At 44.5% G+C, this 21,346-nt stretch carries 25 protein-coding genes; all 25 read right to left on the reverse strand.

What is annotated here, in order from left to right; translation table 11 throughout:
* Positions 1 to 224: 224 nt before the first annotated feature.
* The 25 genes from spoIVB to aroQ all read right to left on the reverse strand — a co-directional run bounded on the left by spoIVB (position 225) and on the right by aroQ (position 21,319).
* Positions 225 to 1,505, reverse strand: a complete 1,281-nt coding sequence (gene spoIVB / locus M1D65_RS11910) for a SpoIVB peptidase (protein WP_032726122.1) — start codon at positions 1,503 to 1,505, stop codon at positions 225 to 227.
* A 174-nt stretch (positions 1,506 to 1,679) separates the two neighbouring features.
* Complete coding sequence (gene recN / locus M1D65_RS11915) at positions 1,680 to 3,410, reverse strand: DNA repair protein RecN (RefSeq protein WP_456270586.1); 1,731 nt, start codon at positions 3,408 to 3,410, stop codon at positions 1,680 to 1,682.
* Between the two features lie 32 nt (positions 3,411 to 3,442).
* Positions 3,443 to 3,892, reverse strand: a complete 450-nt coding sequence (gene argR, locus M1D65_RS11920) for an arginine repressor ArgR (RefSeq protein ID WP_021480005.1) — start codon at positions 3,890 to 3,892, stop codon at positions 3,443 to 3,445.
* Positions 3,893 to 3,989: 97 nt separating this feature from the next.
* Positions 3,990 to 4,835 (reverse strand): TlyA family RNA methyltransferase, encoded by an 846-nt coding sequence (locus M1D65_RS11925; RefSeq protein ID WP_003230264.1) that lies wholly within the window; start codon positions 4,833 to 4,835, stop codon positions 3,990 to 3,992.
* On the reverse strand, positions 4,832 to 6,733 hold the full coding sequence (gene dxs, locus M1D65_RS11930) for a 1-deoxy-D-xylulose-5-phosphate synthase (protein WP_038829741.1): 1,902 nt from the start codon (positions 6,731 to 6,733) through the stop codon (positions 4,832 to 4,834). The genes M1D65_RS11925 and dxs overlap by 4 nt, the downstream gene beginning before the upstream one ends.
* 174 nt (positions 6,734 to 6,907) lie before the next feature.
* Positions 6,908 to 7,798 carry a polyprenyl synthetase family protein gene (locus M1D65_RS11935; RefSeq protein WP_003230262.1) on the reverse strand — a complete coding sequence of 297 codons (891 nt, stop codon included), beginning with the start codon at positions 7,796 to 7,798 and terminating at the stop codon, positions 6,908 to 6,910.
* Entirely contained in the window at positions 7,788 to 8,042 is a 255-nt protein-coding gene (locus tag M1D65_RS11940) for an exodeoxyribonuclease VII small subunit (protein ID WP_003226409.1), read from the reverse strand. Before M1D65_RS11940 ends, M1D65_RS11935 begins: the two co-directional genes overlap by 11 nt.
* Positions 8,039 to 9,385, reverse strand: coding sequence for an exodeoxyribonuclease VII large subunit (xseA, locus tag M1D65_RS11945; protein WP_032726129.1), 1,347 nt, complete (start codon positions 9,383 to 9,385; stop codon positions 8,039 to 8,041). Before xseA ends, M1D65_RS11940 begins: the two co-directional genes overlap by 4 nt.
* A gap of 137 nt (positions 9,386 to 9,522) precedes the next feature.
* A complete protein-coding gene (gene folD, locus M1D65_RS11950) occupies positions 9,523 to 10,374 on the reverse strand; it encodes a bifunctional methylenetetrahydrofolate dehydrogenase/methenyltetrahydrofolate cyclohydrolase FolD (RefSeq protein WP_032726131.1) in 852 nt (283 codons plus the stop codon).
* Positions 10,375 to 10,385: 11 nt separating this feature from the next.
* Entirely contained in the window at positions 10,386 to 10,781 is a 396-nt protein-coding gene (gene nusB, locus M1D65_RS11955; RefSeq protein WP_003230256.1) for a transcription antitermination factor NusB, read from the reverse strand.
* A gap of 262 nt (positions 10,782 to 11,043) precedes the next feature.
* Entirely contained in the window at positions 11,044 to 11,451 is a 408-nt protein-coding gene (yqhY, locus tag M1D65_RS11960) for a fatty acid biosynthesis protein YqhY (protein WP_014480235.1), read from the reverse strand.
* 20 nt (positions 11,452 to 11,471) lie between these two features.
* Complete coding sequence (gene accC / locus M1D65_RS11965; RefSeq protein WP_003230253.1) at positions 11,472 to 12,824, reverse strand: acetyl-CoA carboxylase biotin carboxylase subunit; 1,353 nt, start codon at positions 12,822 to 12,824, stop codon at positions 11,472 to 11,474.
* Positions 12,825 to 12,835: 11 nt separating this feature from the next.
* Positions 12,836 to 13,315: an acetyl-CoA carboxylase biotin carboxyl carrier protein gene (gene accB, locus M1D65_RS11970; protein ID WP_003230252.1), complete on the reverse strand. Its 480-nt coding sequence runs from the start codon at positions 13,313 to 13,315 to the stop codon at positions 12,836 to 12,838.
* Positions 13,316 to 13,470: 155 nt separating this feature from the next.
* Positions 13,471 to 14,127 carry a stage III sporulation ratchet engulfment protein SpoIIIAH gene (spoIIIAH, locus tag M1D65_RS11975; protein ID WP_032726133.1) on the reverse strand — a complete coding sequence of 219 codons (657 nt, stop codon included), beginning with the start codon at positions 14,125 to 14,127 and terminating at the stop codon, positions 13,471 to 13,473.
* The gene (gene spoIIIAG / locus M1D65_RS11980; RefSeq protein WP_032726135.1) at positions 14,128 to 14,817 is read right to left on the reverse strand and encodes a stage III sporulation protein AG; all 690 of its coding nucleotides are present in this window, start codon (positions 14,815 to 14,817) and stop codon (positions 14,128 to 14,130) included.
* Positions 14,810 to 15,430 (reverse strand): stage III sporulation protein AF, encoded by a 621-nt coding sequence (gene spoIIIAF / locus M1D65_RS11985; protein WP_015251730.1) that lies wholly within the window; start codon positions 15,428 to 15,430, stop codon positions 14,810 to 14,812. The genes spoIIIAG and spoIIIAF overlap by 8 nt, the downstream gene beginning before the upstream one ends.
* 13 nt (positions 15,431 to 15,443) lie before the next feature.
* Positions 15,444 to 16,643, reverse strand: a complete 1,200-nt coding sequence (spoIIIAE, locus tag M1D65_RS11990) for a stage III sporulation protein AE (protein WP_003230230.1) — start codon at positions 16,641 to 16,643, stop codon at positions 15,444 to 15,446.
* An 18-nt stretch (positions 16,644 to 16,661) separates the two neighbouring features.
* Positions 16,662 to 17,063 carry a stage III sporulation protein AD gene (gene spoIIIAD, locus M1D65_RS11995; RefSeq protein ID WP_003230228.1) on the reverse strand — a complete coding sequence of 134 codons (402 nt, stop codon included), beginning with the start codon at positions 17,061 to 17,063 and terminating at the stop codon, positions 16,662 to 16,664.
* A 6-nt stretch (positions 17,064 to 17,069) separates the two neighbouring features.
* Positions 17,070 to 17,276 carry a stage III sporulation protein AC gene (spoIIIAC, locus tag M1D65_RS12000; RefSeq protein WP_003153142.1) on the reverse strand — a complete coding sequence of 69 codons (207 nt, stop codon included), beginning with the start codon at positions 17,274 to 17,276 and terminating at the stop codon, positions 17,070 to 17,072.
* Positions 17,277 to 17,298: 22 nt separating this feature from the next.
* The gene (spoIIIAB, locus tag M1D65_RS12005; RefSeq protein WP_032726137.1) at positions 17,299 to 17,814 is read right to left on the reverse strand and encodes a stage III sporulation protein SpoIIIAB; all 516 of its coding nucleotides are present in this window, start codon (positions 17,812 to 17,814) and stop codon (positions 17,299 to 17,301) included.
* A complete protein-coding gene (spoIIIAA, locus tag M1D65_RS12010) occupies positions 17,808 to 18,731 on the reverse strand; it encodes a stage III sporulation protein AA (protein WP_032726140.1) in 924 nt (307 codons plus the stop codon). Before spoIIIAA ends, spoIIIAB begins: the two co-directional genes overlap by 7 nt.
* Positions 18,732 to 18,806: 75 nt before the next feature.
* Positions 18,807 to 19,088: a YqhV family protein gene (locus M1D65_RS12015; protein WP_004398639.1), complete on the reverse strand. Its 282-nt coding sequence runs from the start codon at positions 19,086 to 19,088 to the stop codon at positions 18,807 to 18,809.
* Positions 19,089 to 19,232: 144 nt separating this feature from the next.
* Positions 19,233 to 19,790 (reverse strand): elongation factor P, encoded by a 558-nt coding sequence (gene efp, locus M1D65_RS12020; RefSeq protein WP_003226377.1) that lies wholly within the window; start codon positions 19,788 to 19,790, stop codon positions 19,233 to 19,235.
* Positions 19,791 to 19,814: 24 nt separating this feature from the next.
* Positions 19,815 to 20,876, reverse strand: coding sequence for an aminopeptidase PapA (gene papA, locus M1D65_RS12025; protein ID WP_032726142.1), 1,062 nt, complete (start codon positions 20,874 to 20,876; stop codon positions 19,815 to 19,817).
* The gene (gene aroQ / locus M1D65_RS12030; RefSeq protein ID WP_003230223.1) at positions 20,873 to 21,319 is read right to left on the reverse strand and encodes a type II 3-dehydroquinate dehydratase; all 447 of its coding nucleotides are present in this window, start codon (positions 21,317 to 21,319) and stop codon (positions 20,873 to 20,875) included. Before aroQ ends, papA begins: the two co-directional genes overlap by 4 nt.
* Positions 21,320 to 21,346 lie beyond the last annotated feature (27 nt).

A 21,346-nucleotide genomic window follows, 5' to 3' on the forward strand; every position in this document is an offset into this window, starting at 1 on the left:
ACATTCGACAAAACCGCTATATACCCTCTAAAAAAATCATAATCACCAATATTAGTGGCATATCTTTGTTATTCTATGTTTTTCTCTGTTTTTCGACTAAAAATGAAATTTGACAAACAAGGAAACGTGAATTTGTCGAAAAATCTTCTTTTGTATATTTTACCGTATGTATTCTGAGAAGTGAAGAGGGATCAAAATAAAAAAACTGCCGGAAACTCCGGCAGTCAGCTTGCTTTTTCTTTTCCGTAAATATCGATTCCTGCTTCTGACAGCATCCATTCAATATGAACACCGTAGCCGCTTGTCGGGTCATTTACAAATACATGGGTGACAGCACCGATCACTTTTCCATTTTGAATAATCGGGCTTCCGCTCATCCCCTGTACGATGCCTCCTGTTTCTTTCAACAACCTTGGATCGGTAATTTTCAACACCATTCCTTTTGTCGCAGGGAATTTTTGCGGCGTTGTGCTGACGATTTCAATATCGAATTTTTCTACTTTGTCATCATCAATAACCGTTAAAATTTCAGCCGGCCCTTTTTTGACTTCGGTAGAAAACGCAACCGGCAATGCTTGATCTGATATGTTGTTTTGAATCGGCTGATGCAGTGTGCCGAAAATCCCAAACGGGCTGTTTCTGTTAATATCCCCGATCGTTTTGCGTTCTGAGGAAAATCGCGCCAGTTTTTCACCCGGATTACCGCCTATCCCTTTTTCAATTGATGTTACAGTGGATTTAACGATTTCTCCATTCTCCACTACAATTGGTTTCTTTGTGTCCATATCGGAAATCACGTGGCCAAGTGCTCCGTATTTTTTTGTTTTCGGTTCATAAAAGGTCATAGTGCCGATGCCGGCAGCAGAATCTCTGATATATAACCCGATTCTGTATTTGCCTTCTCCTTCATCCTTTTCTGGGATCAGCTTCGTTTTGATTTTCTGTTTATCACGTTTGATCAGTAAATCTAAAGATTCACCAGTTTTCCCAGCCTTTTGAATAAATGGGGCTACATCATTCATTTTTTCAATTTTCTGTCCATTCATCTCAATAATGATGTCGCCCGCTTCAATTCCGGCCGTTTCTCCCGGAGATTTTTTGCCTTCACTTGTATTGATTTGATGAAATCCGACGACAAGAACACCGACGGAATGAAGTTTTACACCGATTGATTGTCCGCCAGGTATAACCTTTAAATCAGGAAGAACATGCACTTTTGTTTTTTTTATTGGAAATCCGGCAAGATCGTATACCAATTCTGACTCACCTGATTTTTTGCCCGTCACCTTGATTTCATGCGGATCTTTCTTTACTGTAAACGCTTCCGAGGATTCTGATGGCTGAGCGTTTACCGATAAACTCGTTTCAATCGCTTGTGTTTGGGTTTCAAATACTCTCATTTGCGTTGGAATCAGTAAATATTCTTTTAGCGGTTTGCATAAACCTACACTTAATAACGAAACAAGGAGAATTAAACCTACTGCTTTTCTGATGTTATCGGGCATTCACTACTTCACTCTCCTCGCTCCTATCCCACACCTTCTTTATGACTTGCTGCTACATCATTTAATTTTGCCTTCTGACGGCTTATTTATAACTGTCATATGAAGAAAAACATTGGATATACTGATGAACGAATGGATGCGCACGAAAAAAATAAGCTGCGCTTCTCGCGCAGCTTACCCAGTTGTTTTGACTTGATCCGCTTGTTTTAAAAGTTCTTTCGCATGGCGTTTCGTTAAGTCGGTTACTTCGACACCTGCAATCATGCGTCCGATTTCCGCTACCTTTTCCTGCTTAGAGAGCGGCTTAACACGTGTCGTCGTTCTGCCGTCTTTTAACTCCTTCGCAATATAAAGATGCGTATCTGCCATGGCAGCCACCTGAGGCAGGTGTGTAATGCACAGCACTTGTGAACCTATTGACACCTTATGGATCTTCTCAGCGATTGCCTGTGCGACCCTGCCGCTTACACCGGTATCAACCTCGTCAAAAATGATCGATGTCACATCCTGTTGTGAGGAAAAAATGCTTTTTATGGCAAGCATCACCCGTGACAGCTCTCCACCTGAAGCGACTTTCGAAAGGGATTTCAGAGGCTCGCCTGTATTGGTTGAAATTAAAAACTTCACAAGGTCAATCCCTTGTTCAGTCAGCTGAACGGGCTGGCCGTTTACAATCGGCGCCTCTTCATTGCGTGACACTGTTCTGACCTTAAATTCCGTATCAAAAGTTGATTTTTCCATGTACAGGCTTTTTAATTCCCGATGAATCTCACCAGCCAGCTTTTTCGCCCATGTTTTTCGGATTTGTGAAACATTTGCCGCTTCCACTGCGACATCTTTGCCGACGGAGTCAAGCTCCTTTTTCAAGCTTTGAAGGTGGCTGTCCCTGTTTTCAATTTGGTCAATCTCTTCTTCAATTTTAGAAGCATATTCCAAAATGTCTTCAACAGTGGCACCGTATTTTCGTTTCAGCTGTTTGATTTCATTAAGTCGTGTCTCAATATAGTTCAGGCGTTCCGGATCAAATTCAAGCTCATCCAGCATATTTCTCATCTGAAATGTGGCATCCTCAAGCAAATAGTAGGAGTTCGAAACACTTTCAGACAGTTTTTTCAGCGGTTCGTTAATATCAGAGATATCTTCAAGCTGCGCAGATGCCATTCCGACCCAGTCCAATCCGCCCTGCTCACTGCGAAGCGCGTTATATGCATTTTGCAGCGATTCATATATCTTCTCAAAGTTTGAAATTTGCTGGCGCTCTTCTTGGAGCTGTTCATCTTCGTTAAGCTCAAGCTTTGCCGATTCGATTTCTTCGAGCTGAAATTGAATAAGATCAAGACGATGGGCCATTTCCTGTTCGCTTTCAGAAAGCTGCTTAAGCTTTTTGAGCAGCTTCATATACCGCTGGTACCCTTCCTGATACGTTTTAAGCGCGCTTTCCACTTCGGCCCCGGCAAACTTGTCCAAAAGCTGGAGATGATTTTCGTCTTCCATTAACAGCTGGTTATCGTGCTGCCCGTGAATATCTAATAAAAGCCTGCCGATCTCTCTTAGCGAAGCAATCGTGACAAGCTTGCCATTGACACGGCAAACGCTTTTCCCGCTCGTGCTGATATCCCTTCTCATGACGATCATTTCGTCTGAAACGTCGATTCCCTGTTCAGCGCATACGCCTAAAACAGGATGGCCGCTCTCCAACAGAAACAGCCCTTCAAGTTCGGCTTTTGCTTCCCCATATCTAACAAATTCAGATGATCCGCGGCCTCCGACTAAAAGAGAAATGGCATCTATGATGATGGATTTGCCGGCTCCGGTTTCTCCTGTTAAAACCGTAAGCCCGCGTTCAAAAGAAACCGTCAGTTCCTCAATAATGGCAAAGTTTTTAATCGATAGTTCAGCTAACAAACAGCATTACACCTCTTATCTTTGTTAGATTCTTACAGCAGTTCAAGCAGTCTGTTTTTTACACCCTCTGTATCTCCAGGAGTCCGGCAAATAATTAAAATCGTGTCATCTCCGCAAATGGTCCCCATAATTTCATCCCAGTCCAAATTGTCCATCAGCGCCCCGATTGCCTGAGCATTGCCCGGCATCGTTTTCAGTACGATCATATGGCTTGCAGAGTCTATTTTCACAAATGCGTCCATCAAGGCCCGCTTTAGCTTAGACAGCGGATTGAAACGCTGGTCCGCCGGAAGACTGTATTTGTAAGAACCATTATTTGTAGGCACTTTTACAAGGTGAAGTTCTTTAATATCCCGTGATACCGTGGCTTGCGTTACTTTGTATCCATCCTGCTTTAGCATGTCGACCAATTCATCCTGCGTTTCGATTTCATTGCTTGTAATGATCTCTCTAATTTTAATATGCCTCTGGCCTTTGTTCATGTAAGCACCTCTATTTCCAAGCTTATCTGTTCTTTTATGTTATATGATTCTCTGCACATTGTACATGAATGCAGAAAAAAGGAATAATAGCGCCCTATTATTCCGGTACATCTGCTTTTTTTTCTTTTAACGTCTTATGTGCTTCTTCTACAACGCGCATGATCTCTTCTTCCGGCAGCTCCTGGCCTTCCTGTCCCTCTCCCGGCCAATGCAAATGAAGGAGAAACTCAATATTTCCGTCTCCTCCCGTGATTGGAGAAAATGACAAGCCTTTACAGATATAGCCTTCAGCGGCAGAAAAACTGATCATTCGCTTGAGCACATCAGCATGCACTTTAGGATCTCTGACAATCCCTTTTTTGCCAACGGATTCCCGTCCCGCTTCAAACTGAGGCTTAACTAGAGCCATGCAGTCGCTGCCCGGTACGAGTAAAGTCCTTAGGACAGGCAGGATGAGCCGCAGTGAAATAAAGGACACATCAATTGTGGCAAACTCCGGCATGCCCTTTGTAAAGTCTGCCGGTGTTGCATAACGAAAGTTCGTCCGTTCCATCACGACGACCCGTTCATCCTGTCTAAGCTTCCATGCAAGCTGATTATAGCCTACATCCACAGCGTATGACTGTTTAGCTCCATTTTGCAAAGCGCAGTCCGTAAAACCGCCGGTGGAGGAGCCAATATCAATCATAATTTTATCTTTGACAGAGACGGGAAATTCCTTCAACGCTTTTTCGAGCTTTAAGCCGCCCCTGCTCACATACCTCAACGGGTTTCCTTTGACGGTTAACGGAAGGTCGCGGTCAATTTTTTCTCCAGGCTTGTCCAAGCGGTTTTCGTTTGAATAGACGATCCCCGCCATAATGGCTCTTTTGGCTTTTTCACGCGTTTCCGCCAGCCCTCTTTCCACTAATAACACATCTAATCGTTCTTTCTTTGACGTCATGATCCAATTCCTTTGTGTGTCTTTGGCGGCATCAGTAATCTAATACGATTTGCCACCTGCTGTTTTGTCAGTCCAATTTCCTCAAGAAGCGCCGTTACGCTTCCGTGTTCAATAAACCGATCAGGTATACCCATTCTGTCAATCGGAGTATGATATTCACCTTGATCATGAGCGAATTCTAAAATCGAGCTTCCGAAACCGCCTTCTAAGACCGCTTCTTCAATTGTTAAAATTGGCAAGCCTTCTTTTAGGATACTCTTCATCATCTTTTCATCAATCGGCTTAATAAAACGCGCATTCACAACGCGCACGGAAAGGCCTTCTTTCTGCAGCTCTTCGGCTGCTTCAATCGCCATTTCGATTGTTGTGCCGAATGTTAAGATGACAGCATCGTTCCCCGGACGCAGCACCTCCCACGTACCGATCGGAATCGTTTTCAACTGTTCATCCATTTTTACGCCGAGTCCGTTTCCGCGCGGAAAACGCATCGCTATCGGGCCTTCGTCATAGCTAAGTGCTGTATGAACCATGTGCTGGCCTTCATTTTCGTCTTTCGGCATCATTAAGACCATGTTTGGAATGTGGCGCATAAACGCAATATCAAACACGCCTTGATGTGTCTCTCCATCAGCGCCAACGAGTCCTGCACGGTCAATTCCAATAAACACATTGGCCTTTTGGCGGCAGATATCATGGACAACTTGGTCATATGCCCTTTGCAAGAAGGTTGAGTAAATCGCCAAAAACGGCTTCATACCCTGCATTGCCATAGCTGCCGCCATCGTTGCGGCATGCTGTTCTGCGATTCCTACGTCGAACATCCGGTCAGGGAATTCCTTTGCGAAACCTTCAAGCTTTGAACCGACAGGCATAGCCGGCGTAATGGCTACAATGCGTCCGTCCTCGCGCGCCATTCGCTGCACAGTTCCGCTGACAAGACCGCTCCACGAAGGAGCTGCGGCTTTCGGCTTTACAAAGTCACCGGTATTAATTTTATATGGTCCGGTACCATGCCATGTCCCAATCGTATCGGTCTCAGCCGGTTTGTACCCCTTCCCTTTTTTCGTGATGACATGCAGAAGAACAGGGCCTTTCGTTTTTTTGGCGTATTGAAGATTCTCAATCAGCTCATGATAAGAATGTCCGTCCACCGGGCCCAAATACGTAAAACCGAGCTCCTCGAAAAACATTCCGGAGACGAGCATGTATTTCAGGCTGTCTTTGACTCGTTCCGCCGTGGCGGCAAGCTTGCCCCCAACTGCCGGAATCTTTTTAAATAAGTATTCAAGCTCATCTTTAACCCACTGGTATTTCCCCGCAGTACGGAGCCGTCCGAGCATAGAGTGAATGGCACCGACATTCGGCGCAATACTCATTTCATTATCATTAAGGATGACAATCATGTCTTTTTTCTCGTCGCCGATGTGGTTAAGGGCTTCGAGCGCCATTCCGCCGGTCAGCGCGCCGTCACCAATGATCGGAATAATATATTCATCCGTTCCTTTAATATCACGGGCAGCTGCCATTCCCATCGCGCCTGACAGAGAAGTCGAGCTGTGCCCGGTTTCCCAAACATCGTGCTCGCTTTCACTCCGCTTTGGAAATCCGCAAAGCCCTTTGTACTGGCGAAGCGTCGCAAATTCTTTTCCGCGTCCTGTCAGCAGCTTATGGACATACGATTGATGGCCTACATCCCATAAAAATTTGTCTTTCGGGCTGTTAAATTCCTTATGCAGAGCAATAGTAAGCTCTACGACACCTAAGTTTGGGCCGATGTGGCCGCCAGAAGCGGATAAACTTGTAATTAAAAACTGACGGATTTCATCACTTAATTTCTCTAATTCATCAATGGACATGTTTTTTAAAAACGACGGGTCCTGTATTGATAAAAGATCCAAAGCGGATCAACTCACTTTCAGCATGAATTTCTGCAATGATACATGTCTTTTGCATGCCGAGCTGACAATAATCTCAGACATAAAAAAAGACAAACGCGCTTTTCCTTTTCATTTTTCATATAAACTGCTTACATTTTACCATATCTCGTGCAGCCGCTTCAAATTAGGATCGTTTTAGTGATCTCTTGCCGCAATTAAATCACAAAGCTCATATAAAAGGTCTTTTTGAAGAGAGAGTCCGCCGATCAATCGCTTCGCCTCTTTTATATGAACATCCAATTTATGTTTGGCCCCTTCCAATGAAAGAAGCGACGGGTATGTCGATTTGTCATTTGTGGTATCCGAGCCGACACGTTTGCCGATTTTCTCTTCACTGCCTTCTAAATCTAAAATATCGTCTCTGATTTGAAATCCGATTCCAATGTGGCTGCTGAAGGTACGCAGTGTTTCAATGTCTTCCTCAGGCGCATCAGCCAAAATAGCACCGGCGATTACACAAAAGCCAAGGAGCTTGGCAGTTTTCCGTTCATGAATGGATTCGAGCTCTTCAAGCGTGACTTGTCGGTTTTCCGCTTCCATATCAGCTACTTGCCCACCGACCATGCCTTCGGTGCCTGCCGCTGAAATCAGTTCATTCACAAGCCGCAGGCGCTTTTCTGCTGACACCTCGTCTGACACGTGGGAGGTAATCAGCTTAAAGCTTTCTGTGAGCAGCCCGTCACCCGCTAATACTGCCGTCGCTTCACCAAACACTTTATGGTTTGTCGGCTTCCCGCGGCGCAAATCGTCATCATCCATGCATGGAAGATCATCATGAATTAACGAATACGTGTGAATCATTTCGACAGCACAGCCCACCGGAATGCCGTCTTTTTCGCTTTTTCCATATGCGTTTAAAACAGCCAGTACAATCAGAGGCCGCAACCGCTTTCCGCCGGCCTGTAGAGAATACAGCATAGACTTCTTTAATGAGTCCGGCATATCAAGCTTTTCTGTATAGACAGAAAGCTGATTTTCAATTGTTTTTTTCCGGTCCGCCAGAAAGCTCGTTAATTTATTTGTCACCTTCGTCTTCCTCCTGAACACTGAAAGGTGCCAGTTCGCCGTCTTCTTTTAAAATGAAGTCCATTTGCTTTTCGACTTTTTGCAGCTTTTCATGGCACATTTTTGACAGAGCCATGCCTTCTTGGAAATAGTTAATGGCTTGCTCTAGAGGCACATCTCCCTCTTCAAGCTTTGATACAATGCTCTCAAGCCCTTTCATCGCTTCTTCAAATGTCATGTTTTCATTTTTTTTCACGTCTGTCATTTTTCTTCCCCTCTCTTTTCTAATACTTCACAGGTCAGCACGCCATCCTTCAGCTTGACTTCAAGCCGGTCCTGCTCTTCTATTTGACTGACACTTTTAATGAGTTTATCTTCTTTATAAGCCAAGCTGTATCCTCTTTCCATCACTTGAAGAGGACTTAGTGCATTCAGCTTGCCAAGAACGGTTTGAAATTGGGAATGCAGCTGCTTCATTTGGATATTCATATTTTTTCTCAGCTGATTTGTTTGTTCCTGATATCGTGTTCTTGCTTGTTTCAGCTGTTCATGAGGATGCAGTGCCTCTAATCTGTACGTTTCACGCTCCAGCTGTCTGCTTTTCCGATCTAAAAGAGCGGTCAGCTGTGCTTGAAACTGCTGGTACGCGAGGTCAAACTGCTGCTCTTTTTGCGCATACAAACGCTTTGGAAAACGAAAGGCATAGGACGATTGCAGCGTTTGTATCCGTTCTTTTTTCTGGCCGAGATGCTGCTGCATTGCTCTTGTCATTCTGACTTCCGCTGTTTTTGTCCGTTCGATTAAATCAGTGGTATGAGGCACAGCAATCTCAGCTGCTCCTGTCGGCGTCGCAGCTCTGATATCGGCGACAAAATCACTGATCGTAAAATCCGTCTCATGTCCGACTGCCGATATAATCGGAATATTGGAAGCAAAGATGGCGCGTGCTACAATTTCTTCATTGAATGCCCACAGTTCTTCTATCGAACCGCCGCCTCTCCCGACAATTAATACGTCGCAAATCTCTTTTTCATTTGCCTCTTCAATGCGCGTAACGATGGATCTGCTCGCATTTTCACCTTGTACGAGCGCTGGAAGAACAATGACTTTTACAAGGGGATATCTTCTTTTTAGAGTTGTAATAACGTCTCTGACAGCGGCACCCGTTGGAGATGTCACAACCCCGATTGTGGCTGGAAATGCGGGGATTTGTTTTTTGTAGCGGTCGTCAAATAAACCTTCTCCGGCAAGCTTCTTTTTTAATTCTTCGTACGCTAAATAAAGCGCTCCAATCCCGTCAGGCTGCATTTCTTTGGCATATAATTGATAGTTTCCGCTCGGTTCATATACGGAAATTCCGCCTCTTACCAGCACTTTCATTCCGTTTTCAGGTTTAAAAGGCAGACGCTCGCTTTGTCTCGCGAACATCACCGACTGCATTCTTGCGTTTTCGTCTTTTAAAGTGAAATAAATATGCCCTCGTGTGTGTATCTTTACATTCGACAATTCGCCTTTAATCCAAATATTTTCAAGGTGAGGATCTACATCGAATTTTCGTTTTATATACTTTGTCAGCGCTGAGACGGTCACATACGCTGCTTCACCCATGTCTAAAAACTCCTCTCCTAAGCATTCCTGCACCATAACTAAAGAAAACCCGCCCTGGCTTTAGGAGCCTGAAGAAGCGGGTATCGTGCTCATATTCAAGGCGGGCAAACATTTCGCCTGTGAATATCTCCAATTATCTATGATAACGTACGTTTCGCAGATTTAACAGTATTATGCGCAAGCATCGTGATGGTCATCGGACCTACTCCGCCCGGAACCGGCGTGATGAAGGACGCTTTTTTCTTTGCCCCTTCAAATTCAACGTCTCCGCAAAGCTTTCCGTTTTCCAGACGGTTAACGCCGACGTCAATGACAACAGCGCCCTCTTTGATCTGGTCTGCACTGATGAAGTTGGCTCTGCCGACTGCCACCACCAGGATGTCCGCTTTTTTCGTATGTTCAGTAATATTTTCTGTTCTTGAATGACAGTAAGTAACCGTCGCGTTTTCATTTAATAAAAGCTGGCCGACAGGTTTGCCGACAATGTTGCTTCGGCCGACTACAACAACCTCTTTACCGGAAAGGTCAATATTGGTTTTCTTCAAAAGCTCAACAATTCCATGAGGCGTGCAAGGAAGAAACGTATCTTCGCCAAGCAGCATTTTCCCTACGTTTAACGGATGAAAACCGTCTACATCTTTATCAGGGGAGATACGTTCGATCACCGCTTTTTCAGAAATATGGTCTGGGAGCGGAAGCTGAACGAGAATGCCATGAAACTCAGGGTCTTGGTTATATTGATCAATAATGGAAAGCAGTTCAGCTTCTGTGAGGCTGCTGTCAAATTGATCGAGCTTGAAATTCATTCCCATTGTTTCTGCCGCTTTTTTCTTTCCTCGCACGTAAGAGTGAGAAGCAGGATCATCTCCAATCAAAATAACCGCCAGTCCGGGAGTGACGCCTTGCTTTTTAAGCTCTTCTACCTCTTTTGCCAATTGTTCGCGTTTTTCTCTAGCCGTTTCTTTTCCGTCGATGATTGTTGCAGTCATTTTCTTTCCTCCTATGATTGTTCAATATCAGATTTAATGTTAGAAAGAACCCCGTTTACAAACTTTGTCGCTTTGTCATCACCAAACCGTTTTGCCAGCTCAATCGCTTCGTTCATGGAGACATTCACCGGAATGTCTTCGGCATATGCCATTTCATATGCTGCCAGGCGCAAAATCGCACGGTCAACATTGGCAATCCGATCGAGCTTCCAATTCACCAGATGCTTGGAGATCATTTCATCCAGCTGGTCTTGGTGTTCCAATACCCCGTGTACAAGCTGTTCAAAGAAAGGATCTGTTTTTTCTTCATCCAGTGCGTGTTCTATGGCTTCATTCACTGCAATATCGCTGACATCAATTTGAAATAGTGCCTGCAAAGCTTTTTCTCTTGCTGTTCTTCTTTTCATTTTCTTTCTCCTTTGATCCTCTTTATCCGCTTGTCGTTAAGCCACAAAGAGATCATAACATATTTTTTTCGTATCCGCATATTGAAATCAAGGTTTTTTACCCTATTACCGAATATTTTCACACACCTTAATATGATTATTCGGATTTCACGTTCATGAAGAAACTCGGCTATGTAAGCCGGCTTTCTTCATGCTTTGAAATAAAGGGTAACGTGTAAAAAAACCAAAGGGCCGCCCTCCCCTTGGTTTCGTGTTAAGCCATTTACATTTCTTCGTCGATTTGGACTTCTTGGGCTTTTGTGTCAAATTGAATGCCGACGATGTGAATATTGATCTCGTTAATCGAAAGAGACGTCATATTTAATAAGGTTTGACGAATGTTTTCCTGAACGGATGCTGCAACTTTCGGAATCGAAACGCCAAATGTAACGACACAGTATACATCGATCGTAATTCCGTCTTCCGCCAGGTCGACTTTGACACCTTTGCCATGATTCACTTTGCCAAAGCGCTCAACGACGCCTGTCGCAAAGTTTCCGCGCATTTCGGCAACCCCATCAACTTCTGATGCTGCAATGCCGGCAATGACCTCAATGACCTCCGGTGCAATCTCAACCTTACCCAAATGCGTATCTTCGTGATCCATTTTAAGCAAGCTGTTGTCTTTCATTCAATTCACCTCCGTAAAAATTATGAGCCCATTACATCATATGTTTCTAAAAATTTCGTATTAAACTCTCCGCTCACAAATGTTTCGTGTTCAAGCAGTTTTAAATGGAAAGGGATTGTTGTCTCAATGCCTTCGATGACGAATTCGCTCAATGCGCGCTTCATGCGGGCAATCGCTTCATCCCTCGTTTTTCCGTATGTGATGACCTTTGCAATCATGCTGTCATAGTACGGTGGGATGGAATAGCCAGGGTACGCAGCTGAATCAACACGGACACCAAGACCGCCAGGAGGCAGGTACATTTTAATTTCACCAGGTGACGGCATGAAATTTTTACTTGGGTTTTCTGCGTTGATTCGGCATTCGATGGCCCAGCCTTCAAATTCAACATCTTCTTGCTTGAGGCTCAGTTCCATTCCTGATGCCACTTTGATTTGTTCCTTGATCAGGTCAGTTCCCGTCACCATTTCTGTGACTGGGTGCTCTACCTGAATTCTCGTGTTCATTTCCATGAAGTAATAGCGCTGTTCATTGTAGTCATAGATAAATTCAACTGTTCCAGCACCTGTATAGCCAACCGCTTTTGCAGCCTTTACCGCTGCATCTCCCATTTGCTCCCTGATTTCTGAATCAAGGGCAGGAGATGGTGATTCTTCCAAAAGCTTTTGCAGGCGTCTTTGGATCGAGCAGTCGCGTTCGCCCAAATGGATCGTATTTCCGTAGTTATCAGCAAGCACTTGGATCTCAACGTGGCGAAAATCTTCTATGTATTTTTCGATGTATACACCTGGATTTCCGAATGCAGTTGCCGCTTCCTGCTGTGTAATCTTAATGCCATTAATCAGTTCCTCTTCAGTGCGGGCAACCCTAATTCCTTTTCCGCCTCCGCCTGCGGTGGCTTTTATAATTACAGGATACCCAATTTCATTAGCAAGCGAAACCGCTTCTTCCACATTTTCTATAATTCCCTGTGAACCCGGTACGATTGGCACGCCGGCCTGTTTCATCGTTTCCCGCGCAACGTCTTTTGTTCCCATTTTTGAAATGGCGTCAGCGCTCGGGCCGACAAACGTGACATTCACTTCTTCACATAATTCAGCGAAATCAGCATTTTCAGCTAAAAATCCGTATCCCGGATGAATGGCGTCCGTGCCAGTCAGCTTTGCAACACTCACAATATTTGTAACGTTTAAATAGCTGTCTTTTGATGCTTTCGGTCCGATACAAAAAGCTTCATCGGCCATTTGAACATGAAGGGCATCTTTATCAGCTTCTGAATAAACAGCGACAGTCTCAATTCCGAGCTCTCTGCAGGCTCTGATGATTCTGACAGCAATTTCTCCTCTGTTGGCGATCAATAGCTTTTTAATCATGTTCAGTCTCCTTACTCCGCTTTTACAAGAAATAGAGGTTGTCCGTATTCGACCAGCTGGCCGTTTTCTACTAATACTTCAACGATTTCGCCTTTCACTTCTGCTTCGATTTCGTTGAAAAGCTTCATTGCTTCTACAATGCAGACAACTGTGTTTTCATTTACTTTTGAACCGGCTGTTACATACGGGCCAGCTTCCGGTGATGAAGAAGCATAAAATGTTCCTACCATTGGTGAAGTGATTTTATGCAGATTCTCATCTTGCTTTGGTGCTTCTTGGGCAGGTGCCGCTGCTTGCTGCGCTTGCGGCTGAACTGCCTGCGGAGCCTGTGCTTGTACAGGTGCTGCCGGTGCCTGCTGCATGACTTGAACCGTGCCTGCTTCGTGTTTTTTCAGTTTTAAGGATACACCTTCATTTTCATATACGAATTCGTCAATTGTAGACTCGTCAATTGCTTTAATCAGCTCGTGGATTTCTTTGATATTTAACATTCAATCGCACTCCTATGTATGAAATTTCTTTTTTATAGGTTACTACTAAAAGTACATACTATGTTCATCTTACAGGAGCGGACTTTTGAATTCAACTCTAATATGACAGCAACGCAAAAAGCCCGCTTGTTTAGCGGGCTTCTTTTTCCTCTTTCTTACTTGGATGGTTCAAATGTGACAGCGACATCTTTCATTGTTTTGATTTCTTTTGCCACAAGGTCTATAATGGCTGTCGCCTTCGCTTTGGAGTGTTTGTCTGATTTGACTGTAATATTGATTTTATCTCCTTCAGCATTAACAAGCGCATCCTCGTAACCTTGTGTTTTAATCAGCGTTTCAAGCTGTTTTTCTGTTCCTTCCACTTCACTGAGAGCCGTCATTTTATCGTATGCTTCGCTTTTCTCCTTGGCTGTTGCATCATCGCTTGACACAATGGCATTCAGCTCTTCTCTTTCTTTGCTTCTGGCATCTTCTAAATCAAGACGGTACGTTGTAAACAGATCATCATCGGCTGTTTCCGTAACAACAGTTCCTTTTTCACTGGCTTCAGCGGATGTTTCCTTGTCTGCTGATGAATCTTTCGTTCCCTTTGTTCCATCTTCTTTTCCTTTTTCAGTTTCTGTACCGCTTTTTTCCTTCGTGTCTTGCTTGGCAGGCGCTTTTTCAGTTGCGACCTCTCCGCTGTCAGACGCGCTTTTTTCACTTTGCATCTGAACGGCGTTTTTGCTTTCCGGCGACATGATATAGTAGACGCTTAACACCACGACAAGACTAAGCATTGTTAATAGCCAAACGGTTTGTTTTTTAAGCATTTATGAATCCTCCTTTATTTTTTTAGGGGCAACCGCAACCCGGTGGCTTGGAACATCCAGGACCCGTGTCACCGCTTCGATAATGGTTTGTTTTATTTGAACGTTGTCCACTCCTTGAGCAACAACGAGTACACCGCGTATATCAGGTTTTTTCGTTTGGACGACGACAGGTGTTTCTTTATCGCCGTTTTTGATCATGACGATTTCTTCCTCCGATGATTGGTCTGTAACGCTTCTTTTTCCGCCTTCTTTATCAGTTTCTTCAGTGGTTGTATTTTTGTTTGATTTGTTTTTTTCGTATACTTTCAGCGACGTTGCATCTACATTCACGACAACCGAGACATCGTCCACACCAATGATTGTTTCAAGAATTTCTTTCAGTTGATTTTCGTATTCTTTTTCATAGTCATCGATCGAGTCTTTAGGTTTATCAGATTTTGAGGCTTTAAACACTTCAGCTGTTTTCTCTTTACTGCCCGCGGAATGTTGTGATGATACGGCCGTTATCGTTTTGGCGTTTTCTGTTTTCTCAGGTGAAGAAAACAGCTGGCTGACAAGCATAAAGGAAACTCCGAGAACAAAAACGAATAGAAAGTAATGATATTTGGTCAGCTTCGGCTTTTCGCCGTCCTTCGTTTGTCCCGGAAGAAACTGCTTTTTCAATACATTCCATAATCCGTTTTTATTCATTGCCGACACTCTCCCCGCCTTCCATATGAACCGTAATTTTCTCACTTCCGATTTCCCAAATGTCCGCGAGCTGCGTTTTTATCTGTTTGGCTTCTTTTTGTTCGGCTGCTTCTTTCGTTACGTATGCATGATCTGTATCAATGTGGACCGGCGCGACCGTTTGGACCGTTTTTTCAGAAGACGGGGCCATATACACGCTGATTGTTTTAATATCCTCTTCTGAATCTACCTTTTCTCCTGCCGTGAGTTTGATGCGGCCTACTTTATATTCATCATGACTGAATCTCTCCTCCGCTTTCTTTTTTAGTTGGACAGCCATTTCTTCTAGAATATATGCGCGCTGGGAAGCTTGTATTTCTATTTTTTTTGAATTGATTTGATTTTTTATGTCGGCAGACTCTGACTGCCCGTTTTTTGTGAGATATTCAAAGATGATTTCGGGGTCTGTCTTGAAAAGTTTAAAAATCGGCGTAAGCATGACGACAATCAAGAGCAGGCTGACTACCATTTTTGCGTACTTTTGCATGCTGGAGCTCGGCAGCAGCATATCAATCACAATTGCAAATAGGATAAACAACACGATAGTGGTAAGCCATTCCGTTAAAAAACTCATTCGCCTGCCTCCTTCATTTCATCATCATCGTGAGGTTTCCGGCTGTGATTATGACAGTAAGGCTTAAAAAAAACATGAGAGACACAATAGCGAGAGCTGCAAAAATATAAATGACGCTTTTGCTGATGACGTCGAGGCAGGTGATGACGGGTCCGCCTCCAAGCGGCTGAAGAATCGCGGCTGCCAGCTTATAAATAAAAGCGAGGGAAAGCACTTTGATTGCCGGAAATGCCGCGATACAGATCAAAATAGCGACACCGAGAATCCCTACCGTATTTTTCAGCAGTAAAGAGGCGCTGATTACTGTATCTGTTGCGTCTGTAAACATTCGGCCAAGCACAGGAATAAAATTTCCGGTTATAAATTTAGCCGTCCTGAGCGTAATGCCGTCTGTCACTGCAGCTGAGGCTCCCTGAACAGAGATGACGCCGAGAAAGATGGTAAGAAAAACAGCCAGCGCTCCGATGGCGATATTTCTGAGCAGGTTGGCCAGCTGTGTTACTTTGTATTGTTCGGTCATGGTGCTGACAATGCTCAGAATCGCTGATAAGAAAATCAGCGGCATGACGATATTCTGAATCAAGAGACCGCTCGTGTTCATCAGGAAGAGGATAACAGGATGAAAGAAGGCAGCAGATACAGCTCCGCCTGAGGAAGCCAAAAGCGCCAAGAGGAGCGGAATGAGCGCCAGGATAAAGCTGGTCATCGTTTGAATCGCCTCAGTTGCATAGTTAATTGCCACATGAAAGCTATTAAGCGCAAGGATAATCAGCACCATGTACACAATTGAGTAAGCGACCTTACTGACGGTGCTTTGCTGAAAAGCATTTTGCAGAAGCTGCAGAATGACGCAAAAAATCGTGAGCAAAATCAATGTGCCCAGCAGCTTTCCGTTGGCAAGCACTTCATGAAACAAATAAGAAAAGAGAGCTTTCAGCCATTCTTGCGGTGAGAATGATTTATCGCCATTGATAAACTCCATTAAGCTACCTTTTTGGCTTTCCGGCAGCAGTCCGCCGTATTCTGTCATAATGTCATTCCAAAATTCCCCGATCTTATCTGTTTCAAGCGAGGCTGCTGTCCTTTCCGCTAATTGCTCGGCTGTTTCAGCATGGTCTTCCGTTTGTTCTGCATTACCAGCTGCTTGTACAATTTCTGCACGGCCTGCTATGATCAGCACGGCCAAAAGCAAAACCCATTGAAAGCGCTTCAATCTACCGCCTCCTTTCGGTTATGACATAGAAGGTATAAGTCCGAGAATCGTTTCGATAATGACGGTTAAAATAGGCACAGCCATTACGAGTATTAAAATTTTCCCCGCCAATTCTATTTTCGAGGCGATGGCTCCTTGACCGGCATCTTTTGTGAGCTGTGCCCCGAATTCAGCAATATAGGCGATTCCGATAATCTTTAAAATGGTTTCAACATAGACCATGTTGACATTTGCATTAATCGCAATTTTTTCTATCATTCGAATAATGTCGTAGATTTGGTCTACCAAATAAAGAAAAATGGCACATCCGGCAAAAACGACGATTAAAAACGCAAAAGTCGGCTTTTGTTCTTTTACAATTAAAGAAAGGAAGGTGGCGATCAGCCCTAAACCTACAATTTGAACAATGTCAATCTGCAAGCCCCCCTATCCTTGAAATAAAAACACAGCTTTTATCTTTTTAAATAGGTCATCTACAATCGTGGCGACCATAAATAAAATATAGATAAAACCTAACAGCGTCACCCACTGAGCATATTCTTTCTTGCCCATCTGATCCAATATCGTGTGTAAAAAAGCGACCACGATTCCCACTCCGGCAATTTGAAATATGACATTCACGTCTACTCCCATTTTATTTTTGCTCCCCTCACGTTTACATCAATAGAAGAATGAGTAACAAGCCCGCTAAAAAGCCCAAACTTTTTATCATATTTTCATTTTTCGCTTGCGCCTGCTCAGCATCCGCTTCAGAGGCTTCCAAATGTGTCAGCGCCAGCTTGATGTGCTTTTGCTGAGAGATTCGATCATGAATCCCGAGCGTCTCGCCAAACTGCTTCAGCACTTCGTATTCGCTTTTTTTCAAAGACAGGGTGTCCCATACCTTCTTTAAGCTTTGCTCCCACGCCGTTTTCGCGGAATCACTTCCCTTGTCCAGCTGATCACTGAATGCGGAAAAAAGAGCTGAAACAGGCTGTGCGAGCTGTTTGGCAATCTGCTGTGAAGCAGTATGAAGCGGTGTATGGCCGTACATGATTTCAGCCTCGAGGGATTGAAGCGCCGCACGCAGCTGGCGGATTTGCCGCGGCCGTTCTGTATAAATCTTCGCCATCTCAAAACCTGTCCATGTTGTCGCTACCACAATGAATACAGCGCCCAGCAGCTTCAGCATGTTTTCACGCCCGTCGTCCTAGACAGCACATTTCCGTCTTTGTCATAAATTTGGCTCACTGTGCCCGGCCCTTTTGCTCTTGATAATTCCAAATAGCGGTCAAAGGCTCTTTCTTCCCACAAACGCTTCAATGAAGGCCGCTTCATCAGGTCGGATATGCTCCAGCCATGCGCCGATACGATTACTGAAACACCGGCATGCAGTGCCTCCAGAAGTGCATCTGTATCTTCCATACGCCCGATTTCATCGACAATCATCAACTCAGGGCTCATGGATCGAATCATCATCATCAGCCCTTCAGCTTTTGGACAGGCGTCTAACACGTCAATTCTCTGACCAAATTGATGCTGCGGAATGCCGCGAAGACATCCGGCAATTTCTGACCGTTCATCGACGATTCCTGTCTTAACGGGCAGCATGGGTTTTTTGCCGGTGCTTGAGAGCCTCGCAAGGTCCCGGAGAAGTGTTGTTTTGCCGGTTTGGGGCGGTCCGATAATCAGCGTATTCAGCCAGCTGCTTTGATATAAGTATGGAAGCAGCGGCTCTGCAATCCCCAGCTTTTGCCGGGCAATTCGTATATTAAAAGATGCGATGTCACGGAGGCCTTTCACACCTCCGTTTTCCGTAATCACTCTGCCCGCCAGTCCGACTCTGTGGCCGCCTCTGATCGTGACATACCCTTTCTTCAGCTCTTCTTCAAGTGTATACATACTATAGTTGCTGAGCCGGCTCAGGATCAGATGGGCATCCTCGGCCGTGCCCGCATAGGACAAATACACAGGTTGTCCTCTTCGAATCAATTCAACAGGGCGGTTGATCCGAATTCTGACTTCTTCGATTTCCAGCCATTGTTGTTCCGGTATTTCAGAAAGGGCGTTTTTCATGGATTCAGGGAGAACCTCAGCGATTTCATTCAACAGAGCCTCCTCCTTTCTACCGATTGGCTTCTTTAAAATGTATGATGTGAGGCAGACTTTATGACAAGCCTCTCTTTATTTATGAACACCCGCCAAAATCAAAACAACACCCGTAAAAATCAGAATCAGCTTTGCATACGAAAGCTGCCCGGCAATTTGGTAGATTCCGACAGTCATCGTAATGATAAAAATCAACGGACCGACAATAGCGAGAATGCTGTTAACCACAACCGCCTTCCGGACATCGTTGGTCACAAGCATGACAATTGCTGCCGTCAGCTCAATCATAGAGGATAAAACTCGTAATCCCGCCATTGTTAAAACAGTAGAATTGATATTTCCAAGTAAAAATTTCATAGCACTCTCCCAACCTCCCATTTTTTTATATGATATGCTCTAGCTTGCTGAAGTAGTCTTGTCATTTTCGTATAAAAGAAAGATTCTGTTTTTGGGCACAAAAAAAGCCTGCTCCCATTTGGGAACAGACTTCTTTTTTTCTTTCTATGCTCTTGAAACGTAAGAACCGTCTGATGTATTGACAACAAGTGTGTCGCCTTCGTTCACAAAGAACGGCACGTTTACAACAAGCCCGGTTTCAGTTTTCGCAGGTTTTGTACCGCCTGACGCTGTATCACCTTTAATACCAGGTTCAGTTTCAACAACTTTCAGCTCAACTGTGTTTGGAAGTTCGATACCAAGTGTTTCATCCTGGTACATCATGATATGCACAGACATGTTTTCTAGCAGGTATTTTAATTCTTCTTCGATTTGAGTTGCGCTCAGTTCAAGCTGCTCATAAGAAGAAGTATCCATAAATACGTGCTGATCTCCGTTTGCATATAGATATTGCATTGTTTTGGTTTCGATTTGCGCTTTCGCTACTTTTTCACCAGCGCGGAATGTTTTTTCCTGAATCGCGCCAGTGCGAAGGTTGCGGAGTTTAGAGCGGACAAATGCCGCACCTTTTCCAGGTTTTACGTGCTGGAAGTCAACGACGCGCCAAATGCCGCCATCTACTTCAATTGTTAATCCTGTACGGAAATCGTTAACTGAAATCATGTTTAATGTCCTCCTATATTCCAATCACAAAATAATAAGTTCTTTTGGGGAATGGGTGATTGTCCGGTTGCCGTTTTCTGTAATCACGATGTCATCTTCAATGCGGACACCGCCTGTTTCTGGTATGTAAATGCCCGGCTCCACTGTGACCACCATACCCGGTTCAAGGATAGCTGAAGATCTGACGGATAATCCCGGCGATTCATGAACTTCCATGCCGAGCCCGTGCCCGGTTGAATGGCCGAAATAGTCACCGTAGCCTTTTGCAGCAATATGATCCCTTGTGAGGGCGTCAGCCTCTTTTCCTGTCATTCCCGGCTTAATATGTGCGACGCCAAGCGCCTGAGCATCAAATACAACCTGATAGATCTCCTTCAATTGATCACTGGGCTGACCTACAGCGACCGTCCGGGTAATATCAGAACAATATCCTTTATAATAAGCGCCAAAATCAAGCGTAACAAGGTCTCCGCTTTCAATCAGTTTGTCACTGGCCACACCGTGCGGAAGGCTTGAACGAAGGCCTGAGGCGACAATCATATCAAAAGAAGAGCTGTCTGCTCCCTGTCTTCTCATATAAAACTCCAGCTCATTGGCAACAGCGATTTCAGAAATGCCGGGTTTCATAAACGTCAAGATATGTCTGAAGGCATCATCTGCAATCTTCGCAGCTTCCTCTAATATCTTAATCTCTTCACTAGACTTAATCAAGCGCAACTTTTCCACGGATTCAGCCACAGGCACTAATTCGGCATCACTGATAACGGCGCTGTATGAAGCGTAAGTGCCATATGTCATGCTGTTCTGTTCAAAGCCGAGACGCTTGATGCCAAACGATTCAACAGTGTCGGCAGTGGTCTGAATCAAGCTGCCGCCATGTTCAATGATCTCAAAACCCTTTACCTGAACCTTCGCCTGCTCAGTATAACGAAAATCCGTAATAAACGCTGCTTTGTCACCCGATATAACAGCCAAACCCGCCGAACCTGTAAACCCTGTCATATAGCGTACATTCGTGCTGCTTGTAATCAGCATGCCGTCAATTCCCAGCTGTCCAAACAGGTTTCTTAATTTCTCTAGCTTCATCTTGATTCTCCCCCTTGCTGGCTTAATAAGTAGCGAACAGCAAGCTTGTAGCCTTCAGCTCCAAGACCGACAATCTGCCCTTTCGCAACAGGAGCGATAACCGACTGATGCCTGAATTCTTCCCTGGCGTATAAGTTTGATAAATGCACCTCTACCACAGGAAGACTGATGCTTGAAACAGCATCCCTGATCGCATAACTGTAATGACTCAAGGCGCCAGGGTTCAGAACAATCCCGCTGTATTGCTCCTCAGCCTCATGTATCGCATCTATCAAATCACCTTCGTGATTAGACTGGAAGAAAGTGAGCTGGATATGTAAGGCTTCAGCAAACTGAAAAAGATCTGTTTCAATATCGGTCAGTGTCTGGCGTCCGAATACTTCAGGCTCACGACTCCCAAGCCGGTTAACATTCGGTCCGTTTAAAATCAAAAAATGAGGCACATAATCTCTCCTTTTCGCGAGGGTTTC

The organism is Bacillus sp. JZ39, assembly GCF_053903145.1.

What these genes read in the sequence shown, in the direction of transcription:
- folD (WP_032726131.1), bottom strand. Translation starts at nt 10,374, where the DNA reads ATGACTGCAACAATCATCGACGGAAAAGAAACGGCTAGAGAAAAACGC.
- efp (WP_003226377.1), bottom strand. Translation starts at nt 19,790, where the DNA reads ATGATTTCAGTTAACGATTTCCGTACAGGATTAACAATTGAAGTAGAT.
- yqhY (WP_014480235.1), bottom strand. Translation starts at nt 11,451, where the DNA reads ATGAAAGACAACAGCTTGCTTAAAATGGATCACGAAGATACGCATTTG.
- M1D65_RS11940 (WP_003226409.1), bottom strand. Translation starts at nt 8,042, where the DNA reads ATGACAGACGTGAAAAAAAATGAAAACATGACATTTGAAGAAGCGATG.
- M1D65_RS11925 (WP_003230264.1), bottom strand. Translation starts at nt 4,835, where the DNA reads ATGACGTCAAAGAAAGAACGATTAGATGTGTTATTAGTGGAAAGAGGG.
- argR (WP_021480005.1), bottom strand. Translation starts at nt 3,892, where the DNA reads ATGAACAAAGGCCAGAGGCATATTAAAATTAGAGAGATCATTACAAGC.
- papA (WP_032726142.1), bottom strand. Translation starts at nt 20,876, where the DNA reads ATGAAGCTAGAGAAATTAAGAAACCTGTTTGGACAGCTGGGAATTGAC.
- spoIIIAB (WP_032726137.1), bottom strand. Translation starts at nt 17,814, where the DNA reads ATGCTGAAGCTGCTGGGCGCTGTATTCATTGTGGTAGCGACAACATGG.
- accC (WP_003230253.1), bottom strand. Translation starts at nt 12,824, where the DNA reads ATGATTAAAAAGCTATTGATCGCCAACAGAGGAGAAATTGCTGTCAGA.
- spoIIIAH (WP_032726133.1), bottom strand. Translation starts at nt 14,127, where the DNA reads ATGCTTAAAAAACAAACCGTTTGGCTATTAACAATGCTTAGTCTTGTC.
- spoIIIAF (WP_015251730.1), bottom strand. Translation starts at nt 15,430, where the DNA reads ATGAGTTTTTTAACGGAATGGCTTACCACTATCGTGTTGTTTATCCTA.
- accB (WP_003230252.1), bottom strand. Translation starts at nt 13,315, where the DNA reads ATGTTAAATATCAAAGAAATCCACGAGCTGATTAAAGCAATTGACGAG.
- nusB (WP_003230256.1), bottom strand. Translation starts at nt 10,781, where the DNA reads ATGAAAAGAAGAACAGCAAGAGAAAAAGCTTTGCAGGCACTATTTCAA.
- xseA (WP_032726129.1), bottom strand. Translation starts at nt 9,385, where the DNA reads ATGGGTGAAGCAGCGTATGTGACCGTCTCAGCGCTGACAAAGTATATA.
- spoIIIAC (WP_003153142.1), bottom strand. Translation starts at nt 17,276, where the DNA reads ATGGGAGTAGACGTGAATGTCATATTTCAAATTGCCGGAGTGGGAATC.
- spoIVB (WP_032726122.1), bottom strand. Translation starts at nt 1,505, where the DNA reads ATGCCCGATAACATCAGAAAAGCAGTAGGTTTAATTCTCCTTGTTTCG.
- spoIIIAG (WP_032726135.1), bottom strand. Translation starts at nt 14,817, where the DNA reads ATGAATAAAAACGGATTATGGAATGTATTGAAAAAGCAGTTTCTTCCG.
- M1D65_RS12015 (WP_004398639.1), bottom strand. Translation starts at nt 19,088, where the DNA reads ATGAAATTTTTACTTGGAAATATCAATTCTACTGTTTTAACAATGGCG.